Annotated in this window: 21 protein-coding genes; 14 read left to right on the top strand and 7 right to left on the bottom strand. The window is 64.8% G+C overall.

Annotated features, from left to right (window positions below; translation table 11 throughout):
- The first annotated feature begins 54 nt into the window (after positions 1-54).
- Both MLD63_RS01880 and MLD63_RS01875 read left to right on the top strand, forming a co-directional pair.
- Positions 55-717 carry a Tim44/TimA family putative adaptor protein gene (locus MLD63_RS01880; protein ID WP_255328139.1) on the top strand — a complete coding sequence of 221 codons (663 nt, stop codon included), beginning with the start codon at positions 55-57 and terminating at the stop codon, positions 715-717.
- Positions 717-1,310: a Smr/MutS family protein gene (locus MLD63_RS01875; RefSeq protein WP_255328138.1), complete on the top strand. Its 594-nt coding sequence runs from the start codon at positions 717-719 to the stop codon at positions 1,308-1,310. Before MLD63_RS01880 ends, MLD63_RS01875 begins: the two co-directional genes overlap by 1 nt.
- On the opposite strand, the gene MLD63_RS01870 is transcribed toward MLD63_RS01875, so the two are convergent.
- Together MLD63_RS01870 and MLD63_RS01865 are read right to left on the bottom strand one after the other, a co-directional pair.
- Positions 1,307-2,119, bottom strand: coding sequence for a metallophosphoesterase family protein (locus tag MLD63_RS01870; protein WP_255328137.1), 813 nt, complete (start codon positions 2,117-2,119; stop codon positions 1,307-1,309). The genes MLD63_RS01875 and MLD63_RS01870 overlap by 4 nt on opposite strands.
- Positions 2,116-3,075, bottom strand: a complete 960-nt coding sequence (locus MLD63_RS01865; RefSeq protein WP_255328136.1) for a diacylglycerol/lipid kinase family protein — start codon at positions 3,073-3,075, stop codon at positions 2,116-2,118. Before MLD63_RS01865 ends, MLD63_RS01870 begins: the two co-directional genes overlap by 4 nt.
- Positions 3,076-3,239: 164 nt before the next feature.
- Here MLD63_RS01865 and MLD63_RS01860 point away from each other — a divergent pair, with 164 nt between their 5' ends.
- The 10 genes from MLD63_RS01860 (at position 3,240) to tssH (ending at position 15,269) form a co-directional block, all read left to right on the top strand.
- A complete protein-coding gene (locus MLD63_RS01860; protein WP_255328135.1) occupies positions 3,240-3,842 on the top strand; it encodes a DUF6931 family protein in 603 nt (200 codons plus the stop codon).
- A 14-nt stretch (positions 3,843-3,856) separates the two neighbouring features.
- The gene (gene tagH, locus MLD63_RS01855; protein WP_255328134.1) at positions 3,857-5,059 is read left to right on the top strand and encodes a type VI secretion system-associated FHA domain protein TagH; all 1,203 of its coding nucleotides are present in this window, start codon (positions 3,857-3,859) and stop codon (positions 5,057-5,059) included.
- A gap of 10 nt (positions 5,060-5,069) precedes the next feature.
- On the top strand, positions 5,070-6,395 hold the full coding sequence (locus MLD63_RS01850; protein ID WP_255328133.1) for a type VI secretion system protein TssA: 1,326 nt from the start codon (positions 5,070-5,072) through the stop codon (positions 6,393-6,395).
- 111 nt (positions 6,396-6,506) lie between these two features.
- A complete protein-coding gene (tssB, locus tag MLD63_RS01845; RefSeq protein ID WP_255328132.1) occupies positions 6,507-7,031 on the top strand; it encodes a type VI secretion system contractile sheath small subunit in 525 nt (174 codons plus the stop codon).
- Positions 7,031-8,521, top strand: coding sequence for a type VI secretion system contractile sheath large subunit (gene tssC, locus MLD63_RS01840; protein WP_255328131.1), 1,491 nt, complete (start codon positions 7,031-7,033; stop codon positions 8,519-8,521). Before tssB ends, tssC begins: the two co-directional genes overlap by 1 nt.
- A 74-nt stretch (positions 8,522-8,595) precedes the next feature.
- Positions 8,596-9,093, top strand: coding sequence for an Hcp family type VI secretion system effector (locus tag MLD63_RS01835; RefSeq protein WP_255328130.1), 498 nt, complete (start codon positions 8,596-8,598; stop codon positions 9,091-9,093).
- A 129-nt stretch (positions 9,094-9,222) separates the two neighbouring features.
- Positions 9,223-9,753, top strand: a complete 531-nt coding sequence (gene tssE / locus MLD63_RS01830; protein WP_255328129.1) for a type VI secretion system baseplate subunit TssE — start codon at positions 9,223-9,225, stop codon at positions 9,751-9,753.
- Between the two features lie 10 nt (positions 9,754-9,763).
- A complete protein-coding gene (gene tssF, locus MLD63_RS01825) occupies positions 9,764-11,677 on the top strand; it encodes a type VI secretion system baseplate subunit TssF (RefSeq protein ID WP_255328128.1) in 1,914 nt (637 codons plus the stop codon).
- Entirely contained in the window at positions 11,674-12,642 is a 969-nt protein-coding gene (gene tssG, locus MLD63_RS01820) for a type VI secretion system baseplate subunit TssG (protein WP_255328127.1), read from the top strand. Before tssF ends, tssG begins: the two co-directional genes overlap by 4 nt.
- Positions 12,639-15,269, top strand: coding sequence for a type VI secretion system ATPase TssH (gene tssH / locus MLD63_RS01815; RefSeq protein ID WP_255328126.1), 2,631 nt, complete (start codon positions 12,639-12,641; stop codon positions 15,267-15,269). Before tssG ends, tssH begins: the two co-directional genes overlap by 4 nt.
- 3 nt (positions 15,270-15,272) lie before the next feature.
- Here tssH and MLD63_RS01810 read toward each other — a convergent pair whose 3' ends face one another.
- From MLD63_RS01810 to MLD63_RS01790, 5 genes are read right to left on the bottom strand one after another with little or no spacing between them, the layout of a single operon-like run.
- A complete protein-coding gene (locus MLD63_RS01810) occupies positions 15,273-16,361 on the bottom strand; it encodes a hypothetical protein (RefSeq protein ID WP_255328125.1) in 1,089 nt (362 codons plus the stop codon).
- Positions 16,358-16,765: an ExbD/TolR family protein gene (locus MLD63_RS01805; protein ID WP_255328124.1), complete on the bottom strand. Its 408-nt coding sequence runs from the start codon at positions 16,763-16,765 to the stop codon at positions 16,358-16,360. The genes MLD63_RS01810 and MLD63_RS01805 overlap by 4 nt, the downstream gene beginning before the upstream one ends.
- The gene (locus MLD63_RS01800; RefSeq protein ID WP_255328123.1) at positions 16,762-17,226 is read right to left on the bottom strand and encodes an ExbD/TolR family protein; all 465 of its coding nucleotides are present in this window, start codon (positions 17,224-17,226) and stop codon (positions 16,762-16,764) included. The genes MLD63_RS01805 and MLD63_RS01800 overlap by 4 nt, the downstream gene beginning before the upstream one ends.
- Before the next feature lie 2 nt (positions 17,227-17,228).
- Positions 17,229-17,873: a MotA/TolQ/ExbB proton channel family protein gene (locus tag MLD63_RS01795; protein WP_255328122.1), complete on the bottom strand. Its 645-nt coding sequence runs from the start codon at positions 17,871-17,873 to the stop codon at positions 17,229-17,231.
- Between the two features lie 5 nt (positions 17,874-17,878).
- Positions 17,879-18,367, bottom strand: coding sequence for a hypothetical protein (locus MLD63_RS01790; RefSeq protein WP_255328121.1), 489 nt, complete (start codon positions 18,365-18,367; stop codon positions 17,879-17,881).
- Between the two features lie 156 nt (positions 18,368-18,523).
- Here MLD63_RS01790 and MLD63_RS01785 point away from each other — a divergent pair, with 156 nt between their 5' ends.
- Together MLD63_RS01785 and pnp are read left to right on the top strand one after the other, a co-directional pair.
- A complete protein-coding gene (locus tag MLD63_RS01785; protein ID WP_255328120.1) occupies positions 18,524-18,931 on the top strand; it encodes a DUF1036 domain-containing protein in 408 nt (135 codons plus the stop codon).
- 178 nt (positions 18,932-19,109) lie between these two features.
- On the top strand, positions 19,110-21,251 hold the full coding sequence (gene pnp / locus MLD63_RS01780; RefSeq protein WP_255328119.1) for a polyribonucleotide nucleotidyltransferase: 2,142 nt from the start codon (positions 19,110-19,112) through the stop codon (positions 21,249-21,251).
- The last annotated feature ends 54 nt before the right edge of the window (positions 21,252-21,305 follow it).

Here is a 21,305-nt window from a genome sequence, read left to right as displayed (position 1 = left end):
TAATGTCCAATCGCGCCGATACCAACCGGCGCCCAGCAGACGAGGTGTCCGTTGATGTCGAACCCCACCATCCAGCTTCTGGTGCTGGCAGCGATCGCGATCTTTCTGATCCTGCGGCTGCGCAACGTGCTGGGGACACGCGACGGGTTCGAACAGCCCCAGCAGCCCGAGGCCCAGCAGAGCGCCAATCGTCAGCGTTTCGAGGTGATCGAAGGTCGTCAGGACGGCCCCGATGCGGATATTGCGGATCATGCCGAAGCTGGCAGCCCCACTGCACTGGCGCTTGAAAAGATGAAGTCGATCGAGCCTTCGTTCAACGTCGGCAGTTTCCTTGGTGGGGCCAAGTCGGCCTACGAGATGATCCTGATGGCCTTCGAACGCGGCGATCTGAGCGAGGTTCGACCGTTCCTGACCGATGAAGTGGCGGCGGCATTCCAGTCGGTGATCGATGATCGCAAGGCTCGCGGTCACACCGTCGAGGCGCAGTTCCTCGGTGTCCGCGAAACGGCGCTCTCCAGCGCCGAGTTTGACGATGCAAGTTCGGAAGGCGAGCTGACCGTGCGTTTTGTGGGCGAGATGATCGCTGCCACGAAGGATGCGGACGGCAACGTGGTCGAAGGTGATCCAAAGGCGCCTCGCAAGCAGCGTGACATCTGGACCTTCGGGCGCGAGATGGGTCAGGACGACCCGAATTGGCGGCTGGTCGCGACCGGCTGATGTCGCGCAGACGGGGTCTTTCGCGCGAGGACCGCGTCTTGTGGTCTCGCGTTGCGCGAACGGCTTCGCCGCTTCGACCTTCGTCCCCGTCCGCTGACGACGAAGCGCCAGATATTTCAAGCTTCGTCGCCAAAAAGGTCACACCGGCCCCCTACCAGCCACCGCCGTTTCGTGTTGGCGGCAGCAGTGCTCTGCCCAAGCCTTCGTCGCGCGCCACTGTGGCTCCGTCGCCTGCAGAAAGGCTTGCCAGCAACCCGGTCCGCATGGACGCCAAGACCTACCGCCGCATGGCGCAGGGCAAGCTGCGCCCCGAGGCGCGCCTGGACCTGCACGGGATGACGCTGGCCGAGGCACAACCGGAACTGATCCACTTCATCCATGCTGCCCGCGCGCGGGGTCTGCGCCTTGTCCTGGTGATTACGGGCAAGGGACGCGGCGATCACGGTCCGTTGCCGACACGTCCCGGCGCGCTGCGCCATCAGGTGCCGCATTGGCTGGGAAGCGCGCCGCTCGCGCCGCTGGTGCAACAGGTCAGTGCCGCCCATCTCCGCCACGGCGGAGAAGGCGCCTATTACGTCTATTTGCGTCGCTAGAGCAGCCGCCAGAAGCCACTCGCCCGCGACAGATGCTGTGGATCACGTCCGATGAAGGCAAGGCTTTCGCCGCGTGCGACGTAGCGACGCAAGCTCAGGTCGAGACCATCGAAATCCAGGGTGACGAACTCGTTCTGAAGGTCGGTCGTGCGGTCGCAAAGGGCGGTGCCCCCCTGGATCTGCAGGATCTTCCGATCCTGCCCTTCGATGAAATATTCCGCGAACCAGCGATGCAGATGGCCTGACAGAAGCACATTCACGCCGCTTTGCGCGAACCGCTCCATCGCCTCGGCCGCGTTGACTGTCAGGACCTTGTCCACGTCGGGATGCTGTTCCAGCGGATGGTGCACGGCAACGACGACACTGCGGCCCTTCGCCGCTTCGGGCGCGGCGAGTCGGCAAACCCTCTCGATTTGTGCGGGGCCCAAGCCGCCTCGCTGCCAGCGATGGGGATCGGTGGTGTTGGCACCGATCACACAGACATCATCCAGCCTGCGGACAAACTCGGCCTCGCGTGACAGCTTGTTTCGGAAGTCACGGAACGGATGGGCGAACCGTCCCAGCACGTTGTACAGGGGAACGTCGTGATTGCCCGGCACGACTGTCCAGGGCGCGGTCAGCGAATCAAGAAAGCGCCGACCGGCAGCCAGAAGGCCCGGGCGCGCACGGTGCGCGATATCGCCGCCACACACGACCAGTGCAGGGCGCGCTTCGTTGACCGCGCGGACCAAAGCGTCGCGCAGTTCGTGACGCTCCAGGCCGAAGTGAAGGTCGGTGAGGAAGGCGATCCGGGTCACGGGGCGGCTCACGAAGGCGCCGCCCGTCCCGTATCGCGGATCTGGGCGGGAACCAGCACGTTCAAGGCTTCGGGCAGCGCGCGCAGCTTGAACGGACCGCGGACGCGGGACTTCTCGCCGTCATGCGCGATCAGCCGCTTGCCACGACCCGTGTCGATCTCGATCTCGTCAGACGTGATCAGATCGAAATCGTCGTCGCGTGCGGTTTTTCCGAAGGCGAGCCTCAGCGCGGCGCGGATCAGGGCCATGGGACCGTTGGCCTTTGCGACGAACAGCGCGAGGTGACCGTCCCGAACCGCCTGGGCACCTTCGTCGAGACCGAAGGTTTCCAGCTGGAATGCGCTTTTGCCGATGAAGGCCAGCGCCGTCTCGTAATGCCGCTCGACGCCGTCGACGCTTGCCGTCAACGACATGGGGTGGCGCATGTCCTTCAGCGCGGCAAGGACGGACCAATAGGCCGCCACGCGGGAACGACCCCAGCGACGGTAGATCGCCTCACGACGCTGCAGGATTTCGGGATAGGCGCCGAAACTGACATTGTTGAGAAAGATGCGCCCATTCACCTCGCCGACGCTGATTGTCGACAAGCGGGCATCAAGGATGGTGTCGATCCCGCCTTCGACATCCTCGCCGCATCGCAACTCACGGGCAAAATAGTTGAAGGTCCCGGTGGGGATCACACCCATCACCGCATCGGTTCTGGCCAGTGCCTGTGCGACCGCCGCCTGCGTTCCATCCCCGCCGACGGCCAGGATCACGTCGAATCCGTCCGCGATCGCCTGCTTGGCGACCTTGCCGATCTGCGAGCCGTGGGCAGGTTTCCGGATCTCGAATGCGGCTGAGCGACCCTCGAGCCGTTCGCGCAGCATGCGCTCGTTCTGGTCGCCGTTCTTGCGTCCGGAACCCTTGTTGAGAACCGCGCAGACACGTGCCGCTGACAGATCGAAACTTTGGTCGTTCTGGGGCATGGCATGCGATCCTGAGGCTGATGGGACAACGCCGCACCAACGCGGTCGGGCGTAATCGGGTTTCTCGGCAACCTCCGAAGGGACCGTGGGCGACGATGCCTTGACCTTGACGCTGGCTTCCCGCCATCCTGCGGCGGATCGCAGCCTTCGGTTTTCATGACGCCATGAACGACAACAGCCTGCCGCCCGCGCGGTCCGATGCCGAAAAGACCCGGCCGCCGATGGGGTCGCTGCGCTACGACGCGCCGCAGGAACTGTTTCTCAATCTTCCGCAGATCGCCGAACTGACCCAGCAACGCCCGCGTCCGGGCGAAGATGCGCTGGCGTTTCTGGGTCGCCTCCGATCCTCGACCACGCCGGAAGAGGCCGTGACCTATACCGCTTTCGCCGCCTTGCCGCAGATGGCTGTTCGCTGGGGATACGAGTGTCTACGCCTGATGGCCGAGCATCTCGACCCGATGGAGCGGCCGATGATGGAATTGATCGCGGCCTGGCTGGACCATCCATCGACCGCGATGCGCCAGCGGATCGCGCTAGAGGCATTGTGGGCGCCGTCGCGGTCACCCTCGGTCCTGCTGGGGCTGGCCGTCGCCTGGTCGGGCGGGCCGGTGGCGCCGAATGATCCGATGCCTGCGGCGCTGCACCGCGCGCCGCGCTCGGTCAACAGCGCCGTGCTGTCCTGTCTCGCCCGGTCCGATCTGCGCGCCCGTTCGGTCTATCTGGCACGGTTCATCGACATGGCCGAATCCCTGTTCCGCGTCTATTGAGATCCCGTCAGCCCATGTCGCTTGTCCTGCAGATCGAAAACCACCAGACGATGGACGATGGCGGTCCATCGCGGATCGTGGTGCCGCAAAGCGGACTGTCTGGCGGACGCTCGCGGGCGATGGATTGGGTGCTTCCCGATGCAAGCCGCCACATTTCGGGCCATCATTTCGATGTCTATCACGACGCTCGCGGATGGTGGTTGCGCGACGTCTCGACCAACGGGACGTTTCTGCAGGGTCAGCGCTATAGGATGGACGGCCCGCACCCCCTGCAGGACGGCGATCGCTTTCAGGTCGGGCAATACCTGATCGTAGCCCTGTTTGGTCAAGGAGGCGCGGCTTCCGGTGGAGACGGGGAAGCACATCGGATCAGCAGTGACTCGTTGCCCGACCGCTCTCATGCGCCGCGCGTGGATGACGACCCTTGGGCGATCGGCGGCGGGTTCGAACCGGTGGAGCCGCTGCCCGCCCGGCCGCTGCGCCCGATGGATGATTTCGCCAGCGATTTCATTCCGACCGGTGCACCAAGGCCGTCGCCCGCCGCGGTCCAGCCAGCGCCACAGGCAGGTTCGTCTGCGCGTGAGACGACAGGGGTCAAGCCACCGTCCCAGCCCACGCCCGATGCCGATTTCGTCCGCGCTTTCTGCAAGGGGGTCGGCCTGCCGCCGGAACTGTACGGGGATGTCGATGCAAGCGCGCTGGCGACCGCGTTGGGCCGGACGATGCATTCCGTCGTGCAGCAGATCATGATGGCGCTGCAGGATCGCGCCGCCGCCAAGCAATTCGCGCGCACGGGCGAACGGACCATGCGCGCGGCCACCGACAACAACCCGCTGAAGTTCCTCCCCGACCCGGCGCAGGCGGTCGAGGCGCTGTTCCTGAAGCCGCGCGACGGCTTCATGACTGCGCCGGATGGGCTGGATGAGGCCCTGCGCGACCTGCGCCTGCATCAGGCGGCATTGTTCGCGGCGCTGCAGCCGGCTTTGGGTGCATTGCTGTCCGACCTCAGCCCGGAAGGGATCGAGGCCGATGCGGACACCCGCCGTCTTGGCGGCAACCGCAAGGCCAAGGCGTGGGAGTTGTTCGTGGAACGATGGGACGCCAAGGCGGCGCGGCACGACAATGGAATGCTGGATGAATTCCTCGATCATTTCGCGGCTGTCTACCGCGATGTCGAGGGTCGCGGCGACCCGGGCGCCAGCCGTGGCGGCAGATAGCGGAGCGGGCATGACTCTCGACTGGATCCTCGACCCTCTGCCCGACGCGCCCCCCTGCGGGCCCGATCTTGCGGCCAACGATGATCCGGCCTTCGCCGACTATTACTATGAGGCAGAGGCGCGGCTGCCCGAGCGCTACGTCATCCCCGGCATGGCAGGGGTCGAGGGCAGTATCGACCGTGTCTTCGATCCGAAATCGATCAATCTGTCGGCCGAGACGCAGGCAATCACCGCGCTTCTGCGTCGTTCGCGCGACCTGCGGTTGCTGTCCCTGCTCGCTCGGTTCCAGATCCTCGCCGCTCGACCGGCCGATTTTGCCGATACGTTGGTTGTCGTTGCGGCGCTGATGCGAGCGCACGGTGCGTCGGTTCATCCGACACCTGCCTCGGCCCTGTCCGATCGGCGCGCTGCGCTGGATGCGCTCGGGTCGGTGACCGCCATCATCATGCCGCTGCAGCACCTTGCGCTGAACGGTCGCGCCGACGCGACGTGGCGCCGGATGATGATCGCGCAGGGTCAGGCGCAGCCACGAGCGGGCGAAGAGGTGCCGGACCGGGACGCTGTCCTGTCGGCGCTGTCCGGTGCCGCCCATCGCGCTTCGATCGAGCGGACCCATGCGGCTTTGTCACAGGCGGCCGACGCGCTGGCCGACATCGCGCAATTGTCGGGCAGCGAGGAAGGCGGACGGATCCGTCCCGCGTTTCAGGATACACAGGTCACGCTTGCCGCGATGCTGGATCTGATCGCCAAGGCGCAGCCAGACCTGTCCCGGGCAACCGTGTCGCAGCCTGCTGCGATCGAAACGGATCAGGATCAGCCGGAACCAGCAACGTCAGCAACCGGAGCAGGGGCCCTGCCTGCGGTCTCGATCGCCGACCGCGCGGCCGTCCGCGCGGCCCTGACCGCCGCCGAACGCTGGCTGGCCCGCAATGAACCGTCATCACCCGCACTTCTTCTGGTCACGCAAGCCCGCCTCTTGGTCGGGCGTCCGCTGATCGAGGCGCTGGAGGTGCTGATGCCGGGCGAAGCGGGGCGGGCCGTGATTAGCTTTGGTCGCGAGACCGGATTCTCGCTGCCGATGGATCGTCTGCGCGCGCTGTCGCAATCGGTCGAGGGTGGTTTCGAGGAGCCGCCGGTCGAGGATGTCTCGGCCCCTCTGTCGCAACCGACAGATCGCAGCCAGCTTGCCGCGATCCTGCTGGGCGTCGAAAGCTTCTACCAGCGTGTCGAACCAGCAAGCCCGATCCCGATCCTGTTGGCGCGCGCCCGCGGCTTGATGGACAAGGGTTTTCAGGCCATCGTGGCCGAGCTTATTCCGCGACCCACCTCGGAATGACGTGCCGAAGATCAAGGCCGAATTCCGCCCTATCGTTAAAGCATAGCCCGCGCTTGTTGACTCCACCGGCATTTGCGCGTTTCGTCCCGATGATCGTCCAGGAGTTCTGTAATGGCCGCTGACAAAGCCACGGATTTCATCAAGAGAAATCGCCCGCCGCGCGTGAACATCTCGTACGAGGATCCCTACGACAGCGAGAAGATGGTCGAACTGCCCTTCGTGATGGGTGTGTTGTCGGACCTGTCGGGCAACGCCTCGAAGGTCGATAAGGCGCCGATGGAAGAGCGTGACTTCGTCGATGTGACGGCGGCGTCGCTGGACGAGTACATGGCCAGCATCGCACCTGCCTTGTCGACCCACGTCGAGAACCGGCTGGGTGGCGAGGACGGTCAGCGTGTCGGGGTATCGCTGGAATTCACCAAGATGGCCGACTTCGAACCCGCCGCCATCGCGCGCCAGGTCCCGGCCCTGAAGAAATTGCTGGAGGCGCGTGAACACCTCGCCAATCTCCAGCGTTATCTCAGCAGCAAACCCAAGGCTCAGGACCAGATCCGGCAATTGCTGAACGATCCCGAACTGATGGCCGCGCTGGCCGAGCGTGAAAAGGCGAAGTCCAGCACGGCGGAGGACGAGTGATGGCCGAGAACACGCAACGTCAGGGCGACGCGACCCGCGATCTGGGCGAACTCGACGAATTCTCCGACATTCTGCGCCAGACCATCAAGCCGCGCACGGAAGTCGCCGCCAAAGAGGTCGACAACGCCGTCGCGGCGCTGGTGGACGAGGCGCTGGCCGACCAGTCGCTGATCGGCGAGGATGTGATCGACACGGTCACCTCGATGCTGGCCCGGATGGACCGCAAGCTGACCGACCAATTGAACGCGATCATGCATGACGAGGAATTCCAGAAACTGGAAGCTTCGTGGCGCGGTCTTGCTTACACGGTCAACAATTCGGAAACCGATGCCAGCCTTCGGGTCAAGGTGCTCAACGCCTCGAAACAGGAACTGGCGGCGATGATGCGTCGCTATCCGGGGGCGAAATGGGACAAGTCGCCGCTGCACCTGAAGATCTACGAACAGGAATTCGGTACGCTGGGCGGCAAGCCCTTCGGTGCGATCATCGGCGACTACTATTTCGATCAGTCGACCGCCGATGTCGGATTGTTGCGAGCGATCGGCAAGGTCGCTGCAGCGGCTCACGCGCCGTTCATCAGCTCGGCCGCGCCCGAACTTCTGGGCATGGACAGCTGGAACGAGATCGGCACCCCGCCCGATCTGTCGGAAATCTTCGACACGCCGGATTACGCTGCGTGGAACAGCCTTCGCGACAGCGAGGACAGCCGCTACATCGCGCTGACCCTGCCGCGCGTCCTGTCGCGCGAACCCTATGGCCAGAACAGCAATTCGGTCGTCCCGGAATTCGATTTTGAGGAAGAGACCGATGGTCATGACGGCCGGCAATACGCCTGGATGAACGCGGCCCATGCGATGGCGGTGAACATCAACCGCGCGCACAAGGAATACGGCTGGACGGTCCAGATCCGCGGCGTTCAGTCAGGCGGCGAGGTTCTGAATCTGCCGACCCACGCTTTCGACACGGGCGACGGCTCGAAAGACCTGAAATGCCCGACCGAAGTGTCGATCACCGATCGGCGTGAAGGCGAATTGTCGAAAGCGGGCCTGATCGGGCTGATCCACCGCAAGCATACCGACAAGGCTGCCTTCATCGGCGCGCAGACGCTGTATCGTCCGAAGAAGTACACGGATGACATGGCGACAGCTTCCGACAACATGTCGTCGCGTCTGCCCTACATCTTCGCCGTGTCACGCTTCAGTCACTACCTGAAGGTTATGGTTCGCGACAAGATCGGCCAGAACCCCGATCGTCTGCAACTGCAGACACAGCTGCAGACCTGGGTGAACAAGTATGTCTCGGGCAATCCCGAAAGCGCGAGCGAGCGCGAAAAGGCCAAGAAACCGCTGGCGGGCGCCAAGGTCGAGGTCGTCGAGGACGAGGAAAATCCGGGCTACTATGTCGGCAAGTTCTATCTGAAGCCGCATTTCCAGCTTGAGGGAATGGATATCGGGATGAGCCTCGTGTCCAAGCTGCCGAAGGGCAATTGACGAAAAGGCAACCGTCGCACGTCGCGACGGCTGCACGGAATTGACGCACAGCTGAAGACACAGGAGAAATCGCTATGGCTGTTGATATCTTTCTGAAGCTTTCCAACAACATCAAGGGCGAGTCCCAAGATGATCGTCACCGCGACAATATCGACGTGCTTGCCTGGTCCTGGGGTCTGACCCAGTCCGGCACGACCCACCTGGGCAAAGGCGGCGGCGGCGGGAAAGTGAACGTCTCCGATATCACGCTGACGAAATACGTCGATCTCGCCTCGAACGATCTGATCAAGCGTTGCACCTCGGGTGAGCATATCGAGAACGGCGAACTGATCGTGCGGAAATCGGGCGGCGGGGCGCCGGTCGAGTATTTCCGCATCAAGCTGCAGAACATCATGATCACCAGCTACAATACCGGTGGTCAGAAGGATGGTCTGGACCGGATCCAGGAAACTCTGACGCTGAACTTCCGCAAGTTCGAAGTCGTCTACACGCTGCAGGAGGAGTCCGGCGCGGCGGGTGCCGAAACGATGGCCGGTTGGGACATCGCCGAGAACAAGGAATGGAACGCCTGATCCGTCGGGATCCTTGCGGTTCCGCATGTCATGGCCCCGGCGCGGCGCTGAACCCGCGCCGGGGCCTTTGCACCATCAGCGCTCATGCCCTCCACTGATCCAAGTGACCGCCTGATCCGGGATCGCCGCATGTCGGTTCTGCAGATCTTCCGCGCCGCTGCTGCGGCGGGCGATGCGCGCGACGCCGCGCCCGCAAGCCAGCGCCAGGGTGATGCGCGGATGATCTCGGCCCGCCGTCGCGCCAGCCGAGAGGGCAGTGATGAGGCAAGCCTTCGCCGCGATCTTGCGCTGGACATCGCGAGTCTTCTGAACACCGTGCGGCTCGACGCCGCGATCGACCTTGGCGATGCGCCCTATGTCGAGCGGTCGGTGATCAATTACGGCTTCCGTGACCTGTCCAGCCTGACGCGCAGCAACGAGACCGCACGGCGCATCGCGGAGGCGATCCGCGAAACGCTGATCCGTCACGAAACGAGGCTCAATCCCCGGACGATCGAGGTGCGCGCGACTGACCGCAGCAGTCAGTCCGATCAGCGCCTATTCTTCGACATCGTGGCCGAGATGATCGCCTCACCTGCCGACATCCCGATGGACTTCGTGGCAGAGGTGGACATGGGCGCGGGCAAGCTGCGCATGTTGCCCGCCGAGTCCGTCCGGTGAGGGCGGAACGATGAAGAAGGCCTTTCGCGACGCCTACAACCGCGAACTTGCGCTGCTTTACGAACGATCGGCCGAATTTGCAGCCGAATATCCGGGCATCGCCGACCGTTTGGGCGGCCTGCTGCGTGACAACACGGATCCCGCGGTTGCAGGTCTGCTGGAAGGGACGGCTTTCCTTGCCGCGCGTGTGCAGCTGAAGCTGGACGAGGAATTCCGCACCTTCACCACCGAACTGCTGGAACAGATCTTCCCGGACGCCCTGGCGCCGACGCCATCCGTGATGCTTGTCCAGGCGCAACCCCCCGCCGAAGGTCGCGACACGGACGAGCCGCGCGAATTCGCGGCGGGTGATTATCTCGACGCGCGTTTCTCGGACACGGACGGACGCGTCGCCTGTCGCTTTGCACTGGCGGCCTCGCTGACGCTGCGGCCGCTGGCGATCGGCGACATCACCTATCTTGCCGGACCCGGCCCGCTGGGCGCCCTGGGGCAGGACCCCGATCCCGCGACCAAGGCCGGCCTGCAGATTGCGATCGCGCGAACCACCAAGGGGACTTTGGCCGATCTGCGACCCGACAGCCTGATCATCCACTTGACTGGCGACATGGCCCATGCGGTGCCGCTTTACGAACAGATCCACTGCGACCGATTGCGGGCTAGCCTTCGCTGGCTGGACCAGAACGGCGATCCCGTCTTTCTGCGACTGGCACCCGACCAGATCGAACAGATCGGCTTTGGCCGTGACGAACGGCTGTTCTCGCGCGACACGCGGCTGTTCGACGGTTTCGCGGAACTGCGCGAGGCGTTCGTCTTTCCGCGCAAGTATCTGGGTCTGCGGCTGACCGGTCTCGGCCCGCTGATGACGCGGATCACTGCGCAGGAATGCGACCTGGTGCTGGAATTCCGGCGCAGCGATGAACGGCTGGCTGCTCGCGTCGGGCGCGGTCACGCGCGGCTGAACTGCGCCCCCGCCATCAACCTGTTCGAGGAAACGGCAAGCCAGATCAGGCTTGACCCGAAGCGCCATGAATTCGTCGTCACACCAGATTCCAGCCCGCTGACCCATTACGAGGTTCAACGGATCACTGGCGTCTTCGCGCATTACGACAGCGGTGCGGGGAAAGTCCCTGTCCGCCCCCTCTACGCGCTGCCCGACGGTCAGACCGCGCCGCGCCAGGCGCTGTACTACACAGCCCGGCGCAAGCCGCGGCGGCTGACCCCGCAGGAACGTCGCTTCGGGTTGCGTCACCGCTATCGCGGCACCGAAACCTACGTCGCGCTTTATGAACCACCGGCAGAGGACGGCGGCATTCGCGCGCAGCGGCTGCAGATCCGGACGCTCTGTTCCAATCGCCACCTGCCTGAATACCTGCCGATCGCGGGTGGCACCGATGATTTCCATCTGGCGCGCGACACGACCGTGGCGCTGGCCTGTGTCGCTGGACCCACGCCGCCGCGCGAGTCGATGCTGGACATCGACCGCGCCGCGCCACATCGCGCCGTGCAGGGCGACGTCTATTGGCGCCTGATCTCCTACCTGTCGCTGAACCATTTCGGGCTGGACGATCGTCCTGGTCGGGATGGCGCGGCCGCGCTGCGCGAATTGCTGAGCCTGTTCGCGGATTTGTCGGACACGATCACCGAAACGCAGATTCAGGGCATCATCGAACTGAAGACCCGGCCCGTCGTCCGCTCGATCCGCCGCGCCGACGGCTATTTTCCGGCCCGCGGCCTGGAAATCGCCGTGACCTTCGATGAGACCGCATTCGAGGGCAGCGGGATGATCCTGCTCGCCGCCGTTCTGGACCGTTTCTTCGCTGAATATGCCAGCGTGAACAGTTTCACGCGGTCGGTGACGATCAGCCAGCAACGGGGTGAGGTCATGCGCTGGCCGCCGCGCACCGGGTCGGGAGCGCTGTTGTGAGCGGGCAGGGCTTCCTCTCCCTGCTGCGCGATCTGGAACGCGCCGCGCCCGACAAACCGCCGATCGGACGCAACCGGCGGCTATCGGATGAAACGGTGCGGATCGGGCAGGACCCGTCGCTTGCCTTTCCGGCGGGCGACTTCGCGCCGCCTCGCGCCGATGCGCTGCGCGCGCAGGTCCTGGGTCTTTTCGGGCCGCAGGGGCCGCTTCCGCTGAACACGACTGAAGAGGTCGCGCGCTGGCTTGAAGGCGGCGACGACAGCTTCGTGGCCTTCACCGACCTGCTGGCGACTCGCTTTCTGCAGTTGTTCTTCAGGGCGTGGTCCGACAGCCACGCGATCACGCAATACGATCATCCGACCGAGGATCGCTTCAACCGCTATGTCGCGGCGGTCGCGGGCGTCGGCACGCCTGCCTTCCGTGACCATGACGGTCTTCCCGACATCGCGCGTCTGCCGATGGTTTCACTGTTCGGGGGCCGCGTCCGCTGCCCCGTTCGGCTGCGCCAGATGATCGAGACGCATCTTCAGATCGCCGTTTCGGTCGAGGAACATGTGCCGCTGTGGATGGAGTTCGAGCCCGGCGATACCAGCACGCTCGGCCAGCAGGGCTGCTCGCTGGGCCGCGACATGTATCTGGGCGCCCGGGTGCAGTCAGTGAACGACAAGATCGCGCTGCATCTGTCGGCCCGCTCGCTGGAGGAATACGGACGCTACCTGCCCGGCCAGCCTGGCTATCAACGCCTGGCGGACATCGTTTTCTGGTACCTCGGACGTTCGATGGTGGTCGAGGTGGCCCTGTCGCTGCCCGCGACCGAGATCGGTCAGACCAGCCTGGGGCAGGCCGGACGGCTTGGCTGGATGGCCGCCCTAGCACCTGCCTCCGATCTCGACCCCGATACGATGGTCGAGGCGGCTCGCTTCGCGCTCGATCCCGAATATCTTCCGACGCAAGAGGCCGCATGACCGAGATCACGATCGAAACCTTTGCCGGCAAGATGAACCGCGCGGGCTACGACGCCTTCATCCAGGCGATGCGGCACGCGCGGGGCGAGGGGAATCGTCATGTCGAAATCTGCCACTGGCTCTTCCATGCGGTGTCGAACCGCAATTCCGATATCTCGGTGACGCTTGCCGCATTGTCGCTGGATCGCGGGCAGGTGCTGAAGGATCTCGACCGGGCGATGGGGAGCCTGAAGAAGGGCGTGACCGAGACGCCCGGGATCTCTGCCAGTCTCGGGGCCACGCTGAATCACGCCTGGACCTACGCGACACTGTTCTTCGGCGAAGCGCAGATCCGGACGGGCCATGCGCTAACGGCTTTACTGAACGATGCGAACCTGCGGCGCGAGATGACGCTCGCCTCGCCGACCCTCGCCGAAATCGGCCCCGACCGGTTGGGCCAGGACAGCCGGACTTTGTGGGCCGACAGCGAAGAAGAGACGATGCGCCCGATGGACGGATCGGGGCTGCTGGGCGCGGGGACGCCGGGGGCGGCACAAGGTGAAGGCGCGACGACGGCGCTGGGCCGGTTCTCGACCGACATGACCGCCGAGGCGCAATCCGGCAAGATGGATCGGGTCGTCGGACGCGAGGACGAGATCCGCCAGATCATCGACGTGCTGATGCGGCGGCGGCAGAACAACCCGATCCTGACCGGTGAGGCAGGGGTGGGCAAGACAGCCATTGTCGAAGGCTTTGCCCAGCGTCTTGCAACGGGCGACGTACCGCCCGCGCTGAAGGGGACACGGCTGCACATGCTCGACATCCAGGCGATGCAGGCCGGCGCCAGCATGCGCGGCGAGTTCGAGCAGCGGCTGAAATCGCTGATCGATGAGGTCCAGGCCAGCCCGACCCCGATCATCCTGTTCATCGACGAGGCGCATACGCTGGTCGGCGCCGGCGGTGCGCAGGGGACGGGCGATGCCGCCAACCTGATGAAGCCGGCGCTGGCGCGCGGCACGCTGCGGACGATCGGCGCGACGACCTGGGCCGAATACCGGACCTATTTCGAAAAGGATCCCGCGCTGACCCGGCGCTTCCAGCCGATTCAGATCGCCGAGCCTGGGATCGACCAGTGTTGTCACATGATCCGGGGCATCCTGCGCCCGATGGAGGAACATCACGGCGTCCGCATTTCCGACGCTGCGATCGTGGCGGCGGTCAAGCTGTCTGCGCGCTATCTGCCGGCGCGACAATTGCCGGACAAGGCGGTCTCTCTTCTGGACACGGCCTGCGCCCGTGTCGCGGTCGGCATGTCCTCCACGCCGGCACGCATCGCCGATTTGCGCGAAGACATCGCTTCGCTTGAAGCCGAGATCGCAGCCAAGGAAGCTGCGCGCGATCTGGGCGAGACGGACGAGGATCGTCTGGCAGACGCGCGTGCCGAGGCCGAAACGCTGCGCGAGAGGCTGGCCGCGTTCGAGGCGATGTATGCCGAGGAAAAAGAGACGGTGGATCGGATCGTGGCGCTTCGCGCCAAGCTGGCCGAAGGGCACGACGACGTCGGTGCGATCCGCGCCGCGATGGCTGAAGCCGCGGCTGCCCTGGATGCGAGGAACCCCGACGACCGGATGGTCCGGTCCCATGTCGACGAACAGGCCGTCGCAACCGTCATCAGCGATTGGACCGGTATCCCCGCCGGGCGAATGGTCGCTGACGAATTGCAGGCGATCCTTGGCCTTGCCGACCATCTGCGCGAACGGGTGATCGGGCAGGATCATGGATTGCAGATGATCGCACGGCGGGTGGAGACCAGCCGCGCGGGTCTTTCTAACCCGGCCAAGCCCATCGGTGTCTTCATGCTCGTCGGCCCCTCGGGCGTCGGCAAGACGGAAACCGCGCTGGCCCTGGCCGAACAGCTTTACGGTGGCGAGCAGAGCGTCATCACCATCAACATGTCCGAGTTTCAGGAAGCGCATTCGGTCAGCCTGCTGAAAGGCGCGCCGCCGGGCTATGTCGGCTATGGCGAGGGTGGGCGATTGACCGAAGCGGTGCGGCGCAAACCCTATTCCGTGGTGTTGCTTGACGAGATCGAGAAGGCGCATCCCGACGTCCACGAACTGTTCTTCCAGGTCTTCGACAAGGGCATGATGGAGGATGGCAACGGCCGTGCGATCGACTTCAAGAACACGCTCATCCTGCTGACCTCGAATGTCGGGACCGACGTGATCATGCGGATGGCAGAGGGAAGCGACACCGCACCCGATCCTGAGACGCTGGATGCGGCCCTGAAGCCCGAGTTGCTGAAGGTGTTTCCCCCCGCGCTTCTGGGCCGGATCGTGACGATCCCCTATTTCCCGCTTGGGTCCGAGGTGCTGGCTGGCATCGCGCGGCTGAAACTGGGCGCCATCGTGCGCCGACTGCGCGAGGCGCATGGCGCTCGGTTGGGTTGGGATGATGCCGTGATCGAGCATATCGTCGCACAGTGTCGCGATCCCGACAGCGGTGGACGGATGATCGACAACATCATCACCAATTCGATCCTGCCCGACCTGTCGCGGCAGGTTCTGTCGCGGATGGTCGAGTCGCGCGGAATGTCGGACGTGACGATTCGGGTCGAGGACGGCCGCTTCGCCTACGACTTCGCCTGAGATTCAGCGCAGGTCGAAACTGGCGAGGCCGATCTTGATCGCGGCAGGATCGCCGATCTCGGCCGACAGTGCTGCGAAGACGTCCTCGGCTAGCTGTCCGTCTCGCAGTGAAACCGTCTCGATCGGCACGGGACTGGTCAGGGCGATCAGCAACTGCGCGGTCTCGCGCGGATCGCCGGCCCGCCGCGCGGGCACGTCGAAGGCGGTTGCCGATCCCCTGCCGGCGGTGAAAAATCTGGTCAGGTCCTGCACCACGCCGTTGTCGTCGATCAGCAGCAGCGCCAGCGTATCACCGTCCGCAATGCCGCTGATCGTGCCGGTCAGGGGCTCGCCCGCGGCAAGGGTAGTGGTGTCGAGTGCGATGCGCAGCGGAAAAACCGGATAGCTTCGATAGGCACGCGCGAAGTTCACCGCCGGGCACTGGCGGGCATCCACGAGAAGCGGCTGCTGGCTGAGTGCAACGCCCTGCGGCGGATCAACCGCCTCGATCAGCGGCGCGAAGCGCGCCTCATCCTCGCCCAGCAGCGTGACACGCAGACCTCCATCCTCCACGTTGCGGGGCAAGGCGATCAGGCATGGCTCGGCCACCTGCTGCCGGATCGAGCCGATCAGCGCGGCGAGACCCGCATCCAACGCTGCCGCATCTGCGCCGCTGCCCTCCGCGCCGTTGGCGCGCGATTGTGTCGTGGGTGCAAGCGCGATGTCGATGCCGGGCAGATTGGCGGTCGCGTTAGACTGCGGTGCCACCGGCGTCGGGGCGATCACGGAACGAAGATCCTCTGCCGGGCTGAGGATATCGGTCTGTGTCGGCGTCACCGCGTCTGCACCTGCCGGTACCGCTTGCTCTGGCATCACCGCCTCTCCCTCGGCGGTCGGGACCGGTTGCGCAGGCGTCAGCGTCGCCGCCCCGACCGAGCCGGTGGTGACGTCCAGCGGCGCGATCTCGATCTGCAGCGAAATGGTCTCGTCAGTGCGCCGCGGCAGCGACGGGATCACATCGAGGATCGCCGCCGCGCCTACGCCGTGCAGCCCCAGCGACAGGACCAAAGCCTGAAGCCAGTGTTTGCGGCGTTCGACCAGTCCACCGATCATCGCGCCGCCCTGTCGCGCAGCGTCACCAGCTTGACCGCCCTGTCGTCGAGTGCAGGATGGTTCAGCAACGCGACCAGACCGTCGGCGGGCGCCGTGCGGTCGATCAAAAGGTGCAGCGTGACCGGCTGGGGCAAGGCATCCAGCGCCACGCCAAGCAGGTCGGCTGCGACCGGCTCGCCGTTCAGCAGCAGGCCGCCGCCGGACTCGACGATCAGGATCGGGCGCGGCAGCTGGTCCAGCGGCAATGCGCTGGTTTTGGGCAGTGCCACACCCTCGACCCGTTCATCTGCAGTGACCTGTCCGGTGACCAGAAAGAAGAAGATCAGCAGCAGGACGATGTTGACGATCGCGATCGACACATCGATCCTAGGTGAGCGGCGGCGGCGCGGCAGCACGACGCTCATGAACCCGTCCCGCCGCTTGCGACCTGAACGTCGGTGATCCCATGGGCGGCTACAGCTTCAAGCACCGCGACCATGCCCTGAACCTGCGCGCCGGGTCGCGTCACCAGCAGAACCCGTTCGGTGCCGCCCGCCTGCATCGCGGCGGCAAGGTCACCCAGACGGTCGAACCCAAAGCGCTGTCCGCTCGACACGATGGAATCGCGGCTGACCGACCAGATCGCGGTGTCCTGCGCGGACACGACATCCGTCCGGGACGCCTCGCCGTCCGCGTCATCCCCGCCACTGGCATCGGCCGCCAGCGCGCCGCTGCGCAACGGCATCAGCGAATAGGGCGTCAGGTTCGACGACAGCATGAAGAAGATCAGCAGCTGAAACATCGCATCGGCCAGCGCGGTCAGAGTGAAGGTGCGGCCACGGGCGCGGCGCGGCAGCTCGATCCGGTGGATCGCGACGCCGGCCATGATCAGCGCCGCTGGCCGGTGCCGGTGACGCGCCCGTGGATCGCAGCCGAGATCGCCATCTCGATCCCTTGATGCTCGGCCTCGATCCGCGATTCCAGCCAGTTGCTGATGAAATATGTGACCAGCGCGATGGCGAGGCCCATCGCCGTCGTGGTCAGCGCGGTCCAGATCCCACCGGCAAGCTGCGCCGGATCGACAGCGGTTTCAGCGACCGACAGGGCAGAGAAGGCGTCGATCATCCCGATCACCGTGCCCAGCAATCCCAGAAGCGGCGCGGCCTGAACGACGGATTCCAGCAACCTCATGCGTCCGTTCAGCGCAGCCAGTTCTACCAGAGCCGACTGGCGGCCCAGTTCTTCGGCATAGGCCGGGTCGCCGGGACGGGCGCGCAGCCCCGCCATGACGGCGCCCAGTACCCGGGTCAGGACGGAGTCGTTTGACGAGGCCCGGCGCATCGCCTCGTCCGGACGGCCCTGCAGCCAGTCATCCAGCACAGCCTCGGCGGGCTGCGCATGACCGACGCCCATGCGCGAGAACTGCATCACCTTGAAGATCGTGACCGTGACCGAAACGATCGACAGCGCGACAAGCGCGGCGAACACGACATAGGTCGACGCGGAAAGGCCGGACAGAAACTCGAACTGCATCGGGTTCAGATGCCGAAGTCGAGTTCGGTGCGCGAGCGCGTCGAGAGCGCATCGAGGCAGGTGTCGGCAAGCTCGGTTTCGGCCGCGCCTTCGGGCTGGCACTGGGCGACATCGTTCACGACGACGCGCGAGATGTCGGCGCAGCCGCTGCCGGGCAGATCGAACAGCACGATCTTGGTCTTGCCGTCGCTCAGCGCCCCGAATTCAAGGACCAGGATCGAACGCACGATCCCCTCGCCATCGAAGACGCCCACCTGCCAGGCGGTTCGCTCGAACGCCTCGCCGCTGTCATTGGTCGCCACGAAGGTCATCCGGCAGGCACCCGCGTCGGTGTCGGTCGCGCCGTTCAGTTCCAGCACGATCCGACCCGCATCTTGTGTCGCCGCCGCATCGCCGGACCCATCGTCAGCAGGCGCCTCGACCTGAGCCATCGCAGGCGCGGTGGCGAGCAGAAACGTCAGGGCGGCGAGCTTGCAGCGAGCGAGAACAGCCACGGTCGAACCTCTCGAATCTTGAACGTCGCCAATGCATAACATGATTATGAAGGCTGATAAGCCTGATCGACGGACCACTTGCTTCAAAGGTTGCTGAATGGCGCGTGCAGCGCACAGGACGTTTCGCCGCCTAGTGCGCGCCGCCAGGATTTCGCGATGCGTTGCCTGAGTCTTGCGACATTTGGTTTCGCGATAGCCCTCGCCGCGCCGGCCGCGCGTGCCGAGTTCAGGCTATGCAATCAGAGTTTCGACGTCCTCAACATCGCGCTTGGCCAGCCCCATGACGATGATTTTCGGTCCGAAGGTTGGTGGCGCGTCGCGCCGAACCAATGCGCAACCCTGATCCGCGGAGATCTGCCGGCGCGCTACCTCTATGTCTTCGCAACCGACGTTTTCGGCAAGGAGGCGCTGTCGGGTTCGGTGCCGCTCTGCGTGGCCCCCAAGCGCTTCCGGATCGAGGGCAACGCGAATTGCCTGCTGCGCGGCTATCTGGACGCGCGCTTCGTCGAGATCGATACCGGCACCGCCAAAGACTGGACCCTGAACATAGCGACGCGCCCCTGACGGGCGCTTTGACGCCCGGGCCCGCGGGCCTTCCCAAACTGCACCATTTGCTGTAAAGGCCCGCCATCTGCGACGTGAGGCCCGGCCCCGGGGCGACGCATCAGGATTGGGGCGGCGGCAATGGGGCCGCCATTTGACAAGGGCGGCCGGAGGGCCGGTGCGCCCGTGAGGAAACCAGATGTTTGATGAAGTGAAAAAATCTATCCAGTGGGGCCAGGAAACGCTCACGCTGGAAACGGGCAAGGTTGCCCGTCAGGCTGACGGCTCGGTGATCGCCACTCTGGGCGAGACCAGCGTCATGGCCAACGTCACCTACGCGCGCGAGCCGAAGCCCGGTCAGGACTTCTTCCCGCTGACCGTGCACTACAACGAGAAATACTACGCCGCCGGCAAGGTGCCCGGCGGGTTCTTCAAGCGTGAAGGCCGTCCGACCGAGAAAGAGACGCTGACCTCGCGCCTGATCGACCGTCCGATCCGCCCGCTTTTCGCCAAAGGCTTCAAGAACGAAGTGCTGGTGATCTGCACCGTGCTGAGCCATGACCTGGTCAACGATCCCGACATCGTCGCCATGATCGCGGCTTCGGCGGCGCTGACGATTTCCGGCGTGCCCTTCATGGGCCCCATCGGCGCGGCACGCGTCGGCTTCAGCGATGGCGAATACATTCTGAACCCCGAAGTTCAGGACATGGACCAGCTGCGCAACAATCCCGAACAGCGTCTGGATCTGGTCGTCGCCGGCACCAAGGACGCCGTCATGATGGTCGAATCGGAAGCCTATGAGCTGTCCGAGGCCGAGATGCTGGGCGCGGTCAAGTTCGGCCACGAGCAGATGCAGCCGGTCATCGACCTGATAGTCGATCTGGCCGAAGCTGCCGCGAAAGAGCCGTTCGACTTCCAGTCGCCGGACTACAGCGCGCTTTATGACCGCGTGAAATCGCTGGGCGAGGCCGACATGCGCGCCGCCTACGCGATCAAGGACAAGGCCGAGCGTCAGGACGCGGTCGCCGCGACCAAGACCAAGGTCAAGGAAAGCCTGTCCGAGGACGAACTGGCCGATCCGAACCTTGGTTCGGCCCTGAAGAAGCTGGAATCGGGCATCCTGCGCGGCGACATCATCAACGGCGGCGCCCGGATCGACGGTCGCGACACCAAGACGGTGCGTCCGATCGATTGCGAAGTCGGCTTCCTGCCGCGGACGCACGGTTCGGCCCTGTTCACCCGCGGCGAGACGCAGGGTCTGGTCGTCACCACGCTGGGCACCGGAGATGACGAACAGATCATCGACGCGCTGCATGGCAACTCGCGCTCGAACTTCCTGCTGCACTACAACTTCCCGCCGTACTCGGTCGGCGAGGTCGGGCGCTTTGGTCCTCCGGGTCGTCGCGAGATCGGCCACGGCAAGCTCGCGTGGCGGGCGCTGCAGGCGGTCCTGCCCGCGGCGACGGACTTCCCCTACACGATCCGCGTCGTGTCCGAGATCACGGAGTCGAACGGTTCGTCCTCGATGGCGTCGGTCTGCGGTGGGTCGCTGTCGATGATGGATGCGGGCGTGCCGCTGAAGTCGCCGGTGGCGGGTGTGGCCATGGGCCTGATCCTGGAAGACGACGGCAAGTATGCGGTCCTGACCGACATCCTGGGTGACGAGGATCATCTGGGCGACATGGACTTCAAGGTCGCCGGCACGGAAAGCGGCATCACCTCGCTGCAGATGGACATCAAGGTCGCAGGCATCACGCCCGAGATCATGGAACAGGCGCTGGCGCAGGCCAAGGACGGCCGGATGCACATCCTGGCCGAGATGGGCAAGGCGCTGACCGAGGGTCGCCGCGAATTCTCGGCCCACGCCCCGCGTATCGAGACGATGACCATCCCGACCGACAAGATCCGCGAAGTGATCGGTTCGGGCGGCAAGGTGATCCGCGAGATCGTCGAGGTTTCCGGCGCCAAGGTCGACATCAACGACGACGGCGTCATCAAGATCGCTTCGGCCAACGGGGATTCGATCAAGAAGGCCTACGACATGATCCACTCGATCGTGGCCGAGCCTGAAGAAGGCCAGATCTACACCGGCAAGGTGGTGAAACTGGTCGATTTCGGCGCTTTCGTGAATTTCTTCGGCAAGCGCGACGGGCTGGTCCATGTCAGCCAGATCGCCAACAAGCGCCTGAACCATCCGTCGGACGCGCTGAAGGAAGGCCAGGAAGTGAAGGTCAAGCTTCTGGGCTTCGACGACCGTGGCAAGGTCCGCCTTGGCATGAAGATGGTCGACCAGGAGACCGGTGAGGAAATCACCGAGAACAAGGAAGAAGCCGACGCCTGAGCGCCGCGCGACATGATCCGGAACAGCCCCCTTGTGGGGCTGTTCTGCGTTTAT

The organism is Paracoccus albicereus (genome assembly GCF_024359525.1).
GTDB classification, from domain to species: domain Bacteria; phylum Pseudomonadota; class Alphaproteobacteria; order Rhodobacterales; family Rhodobacteraceae; genus Paracoccus; species Paracoccus albicereus.
This window is presented reverse-complemented; position numbering and strand designations above follow the sequence as displayed.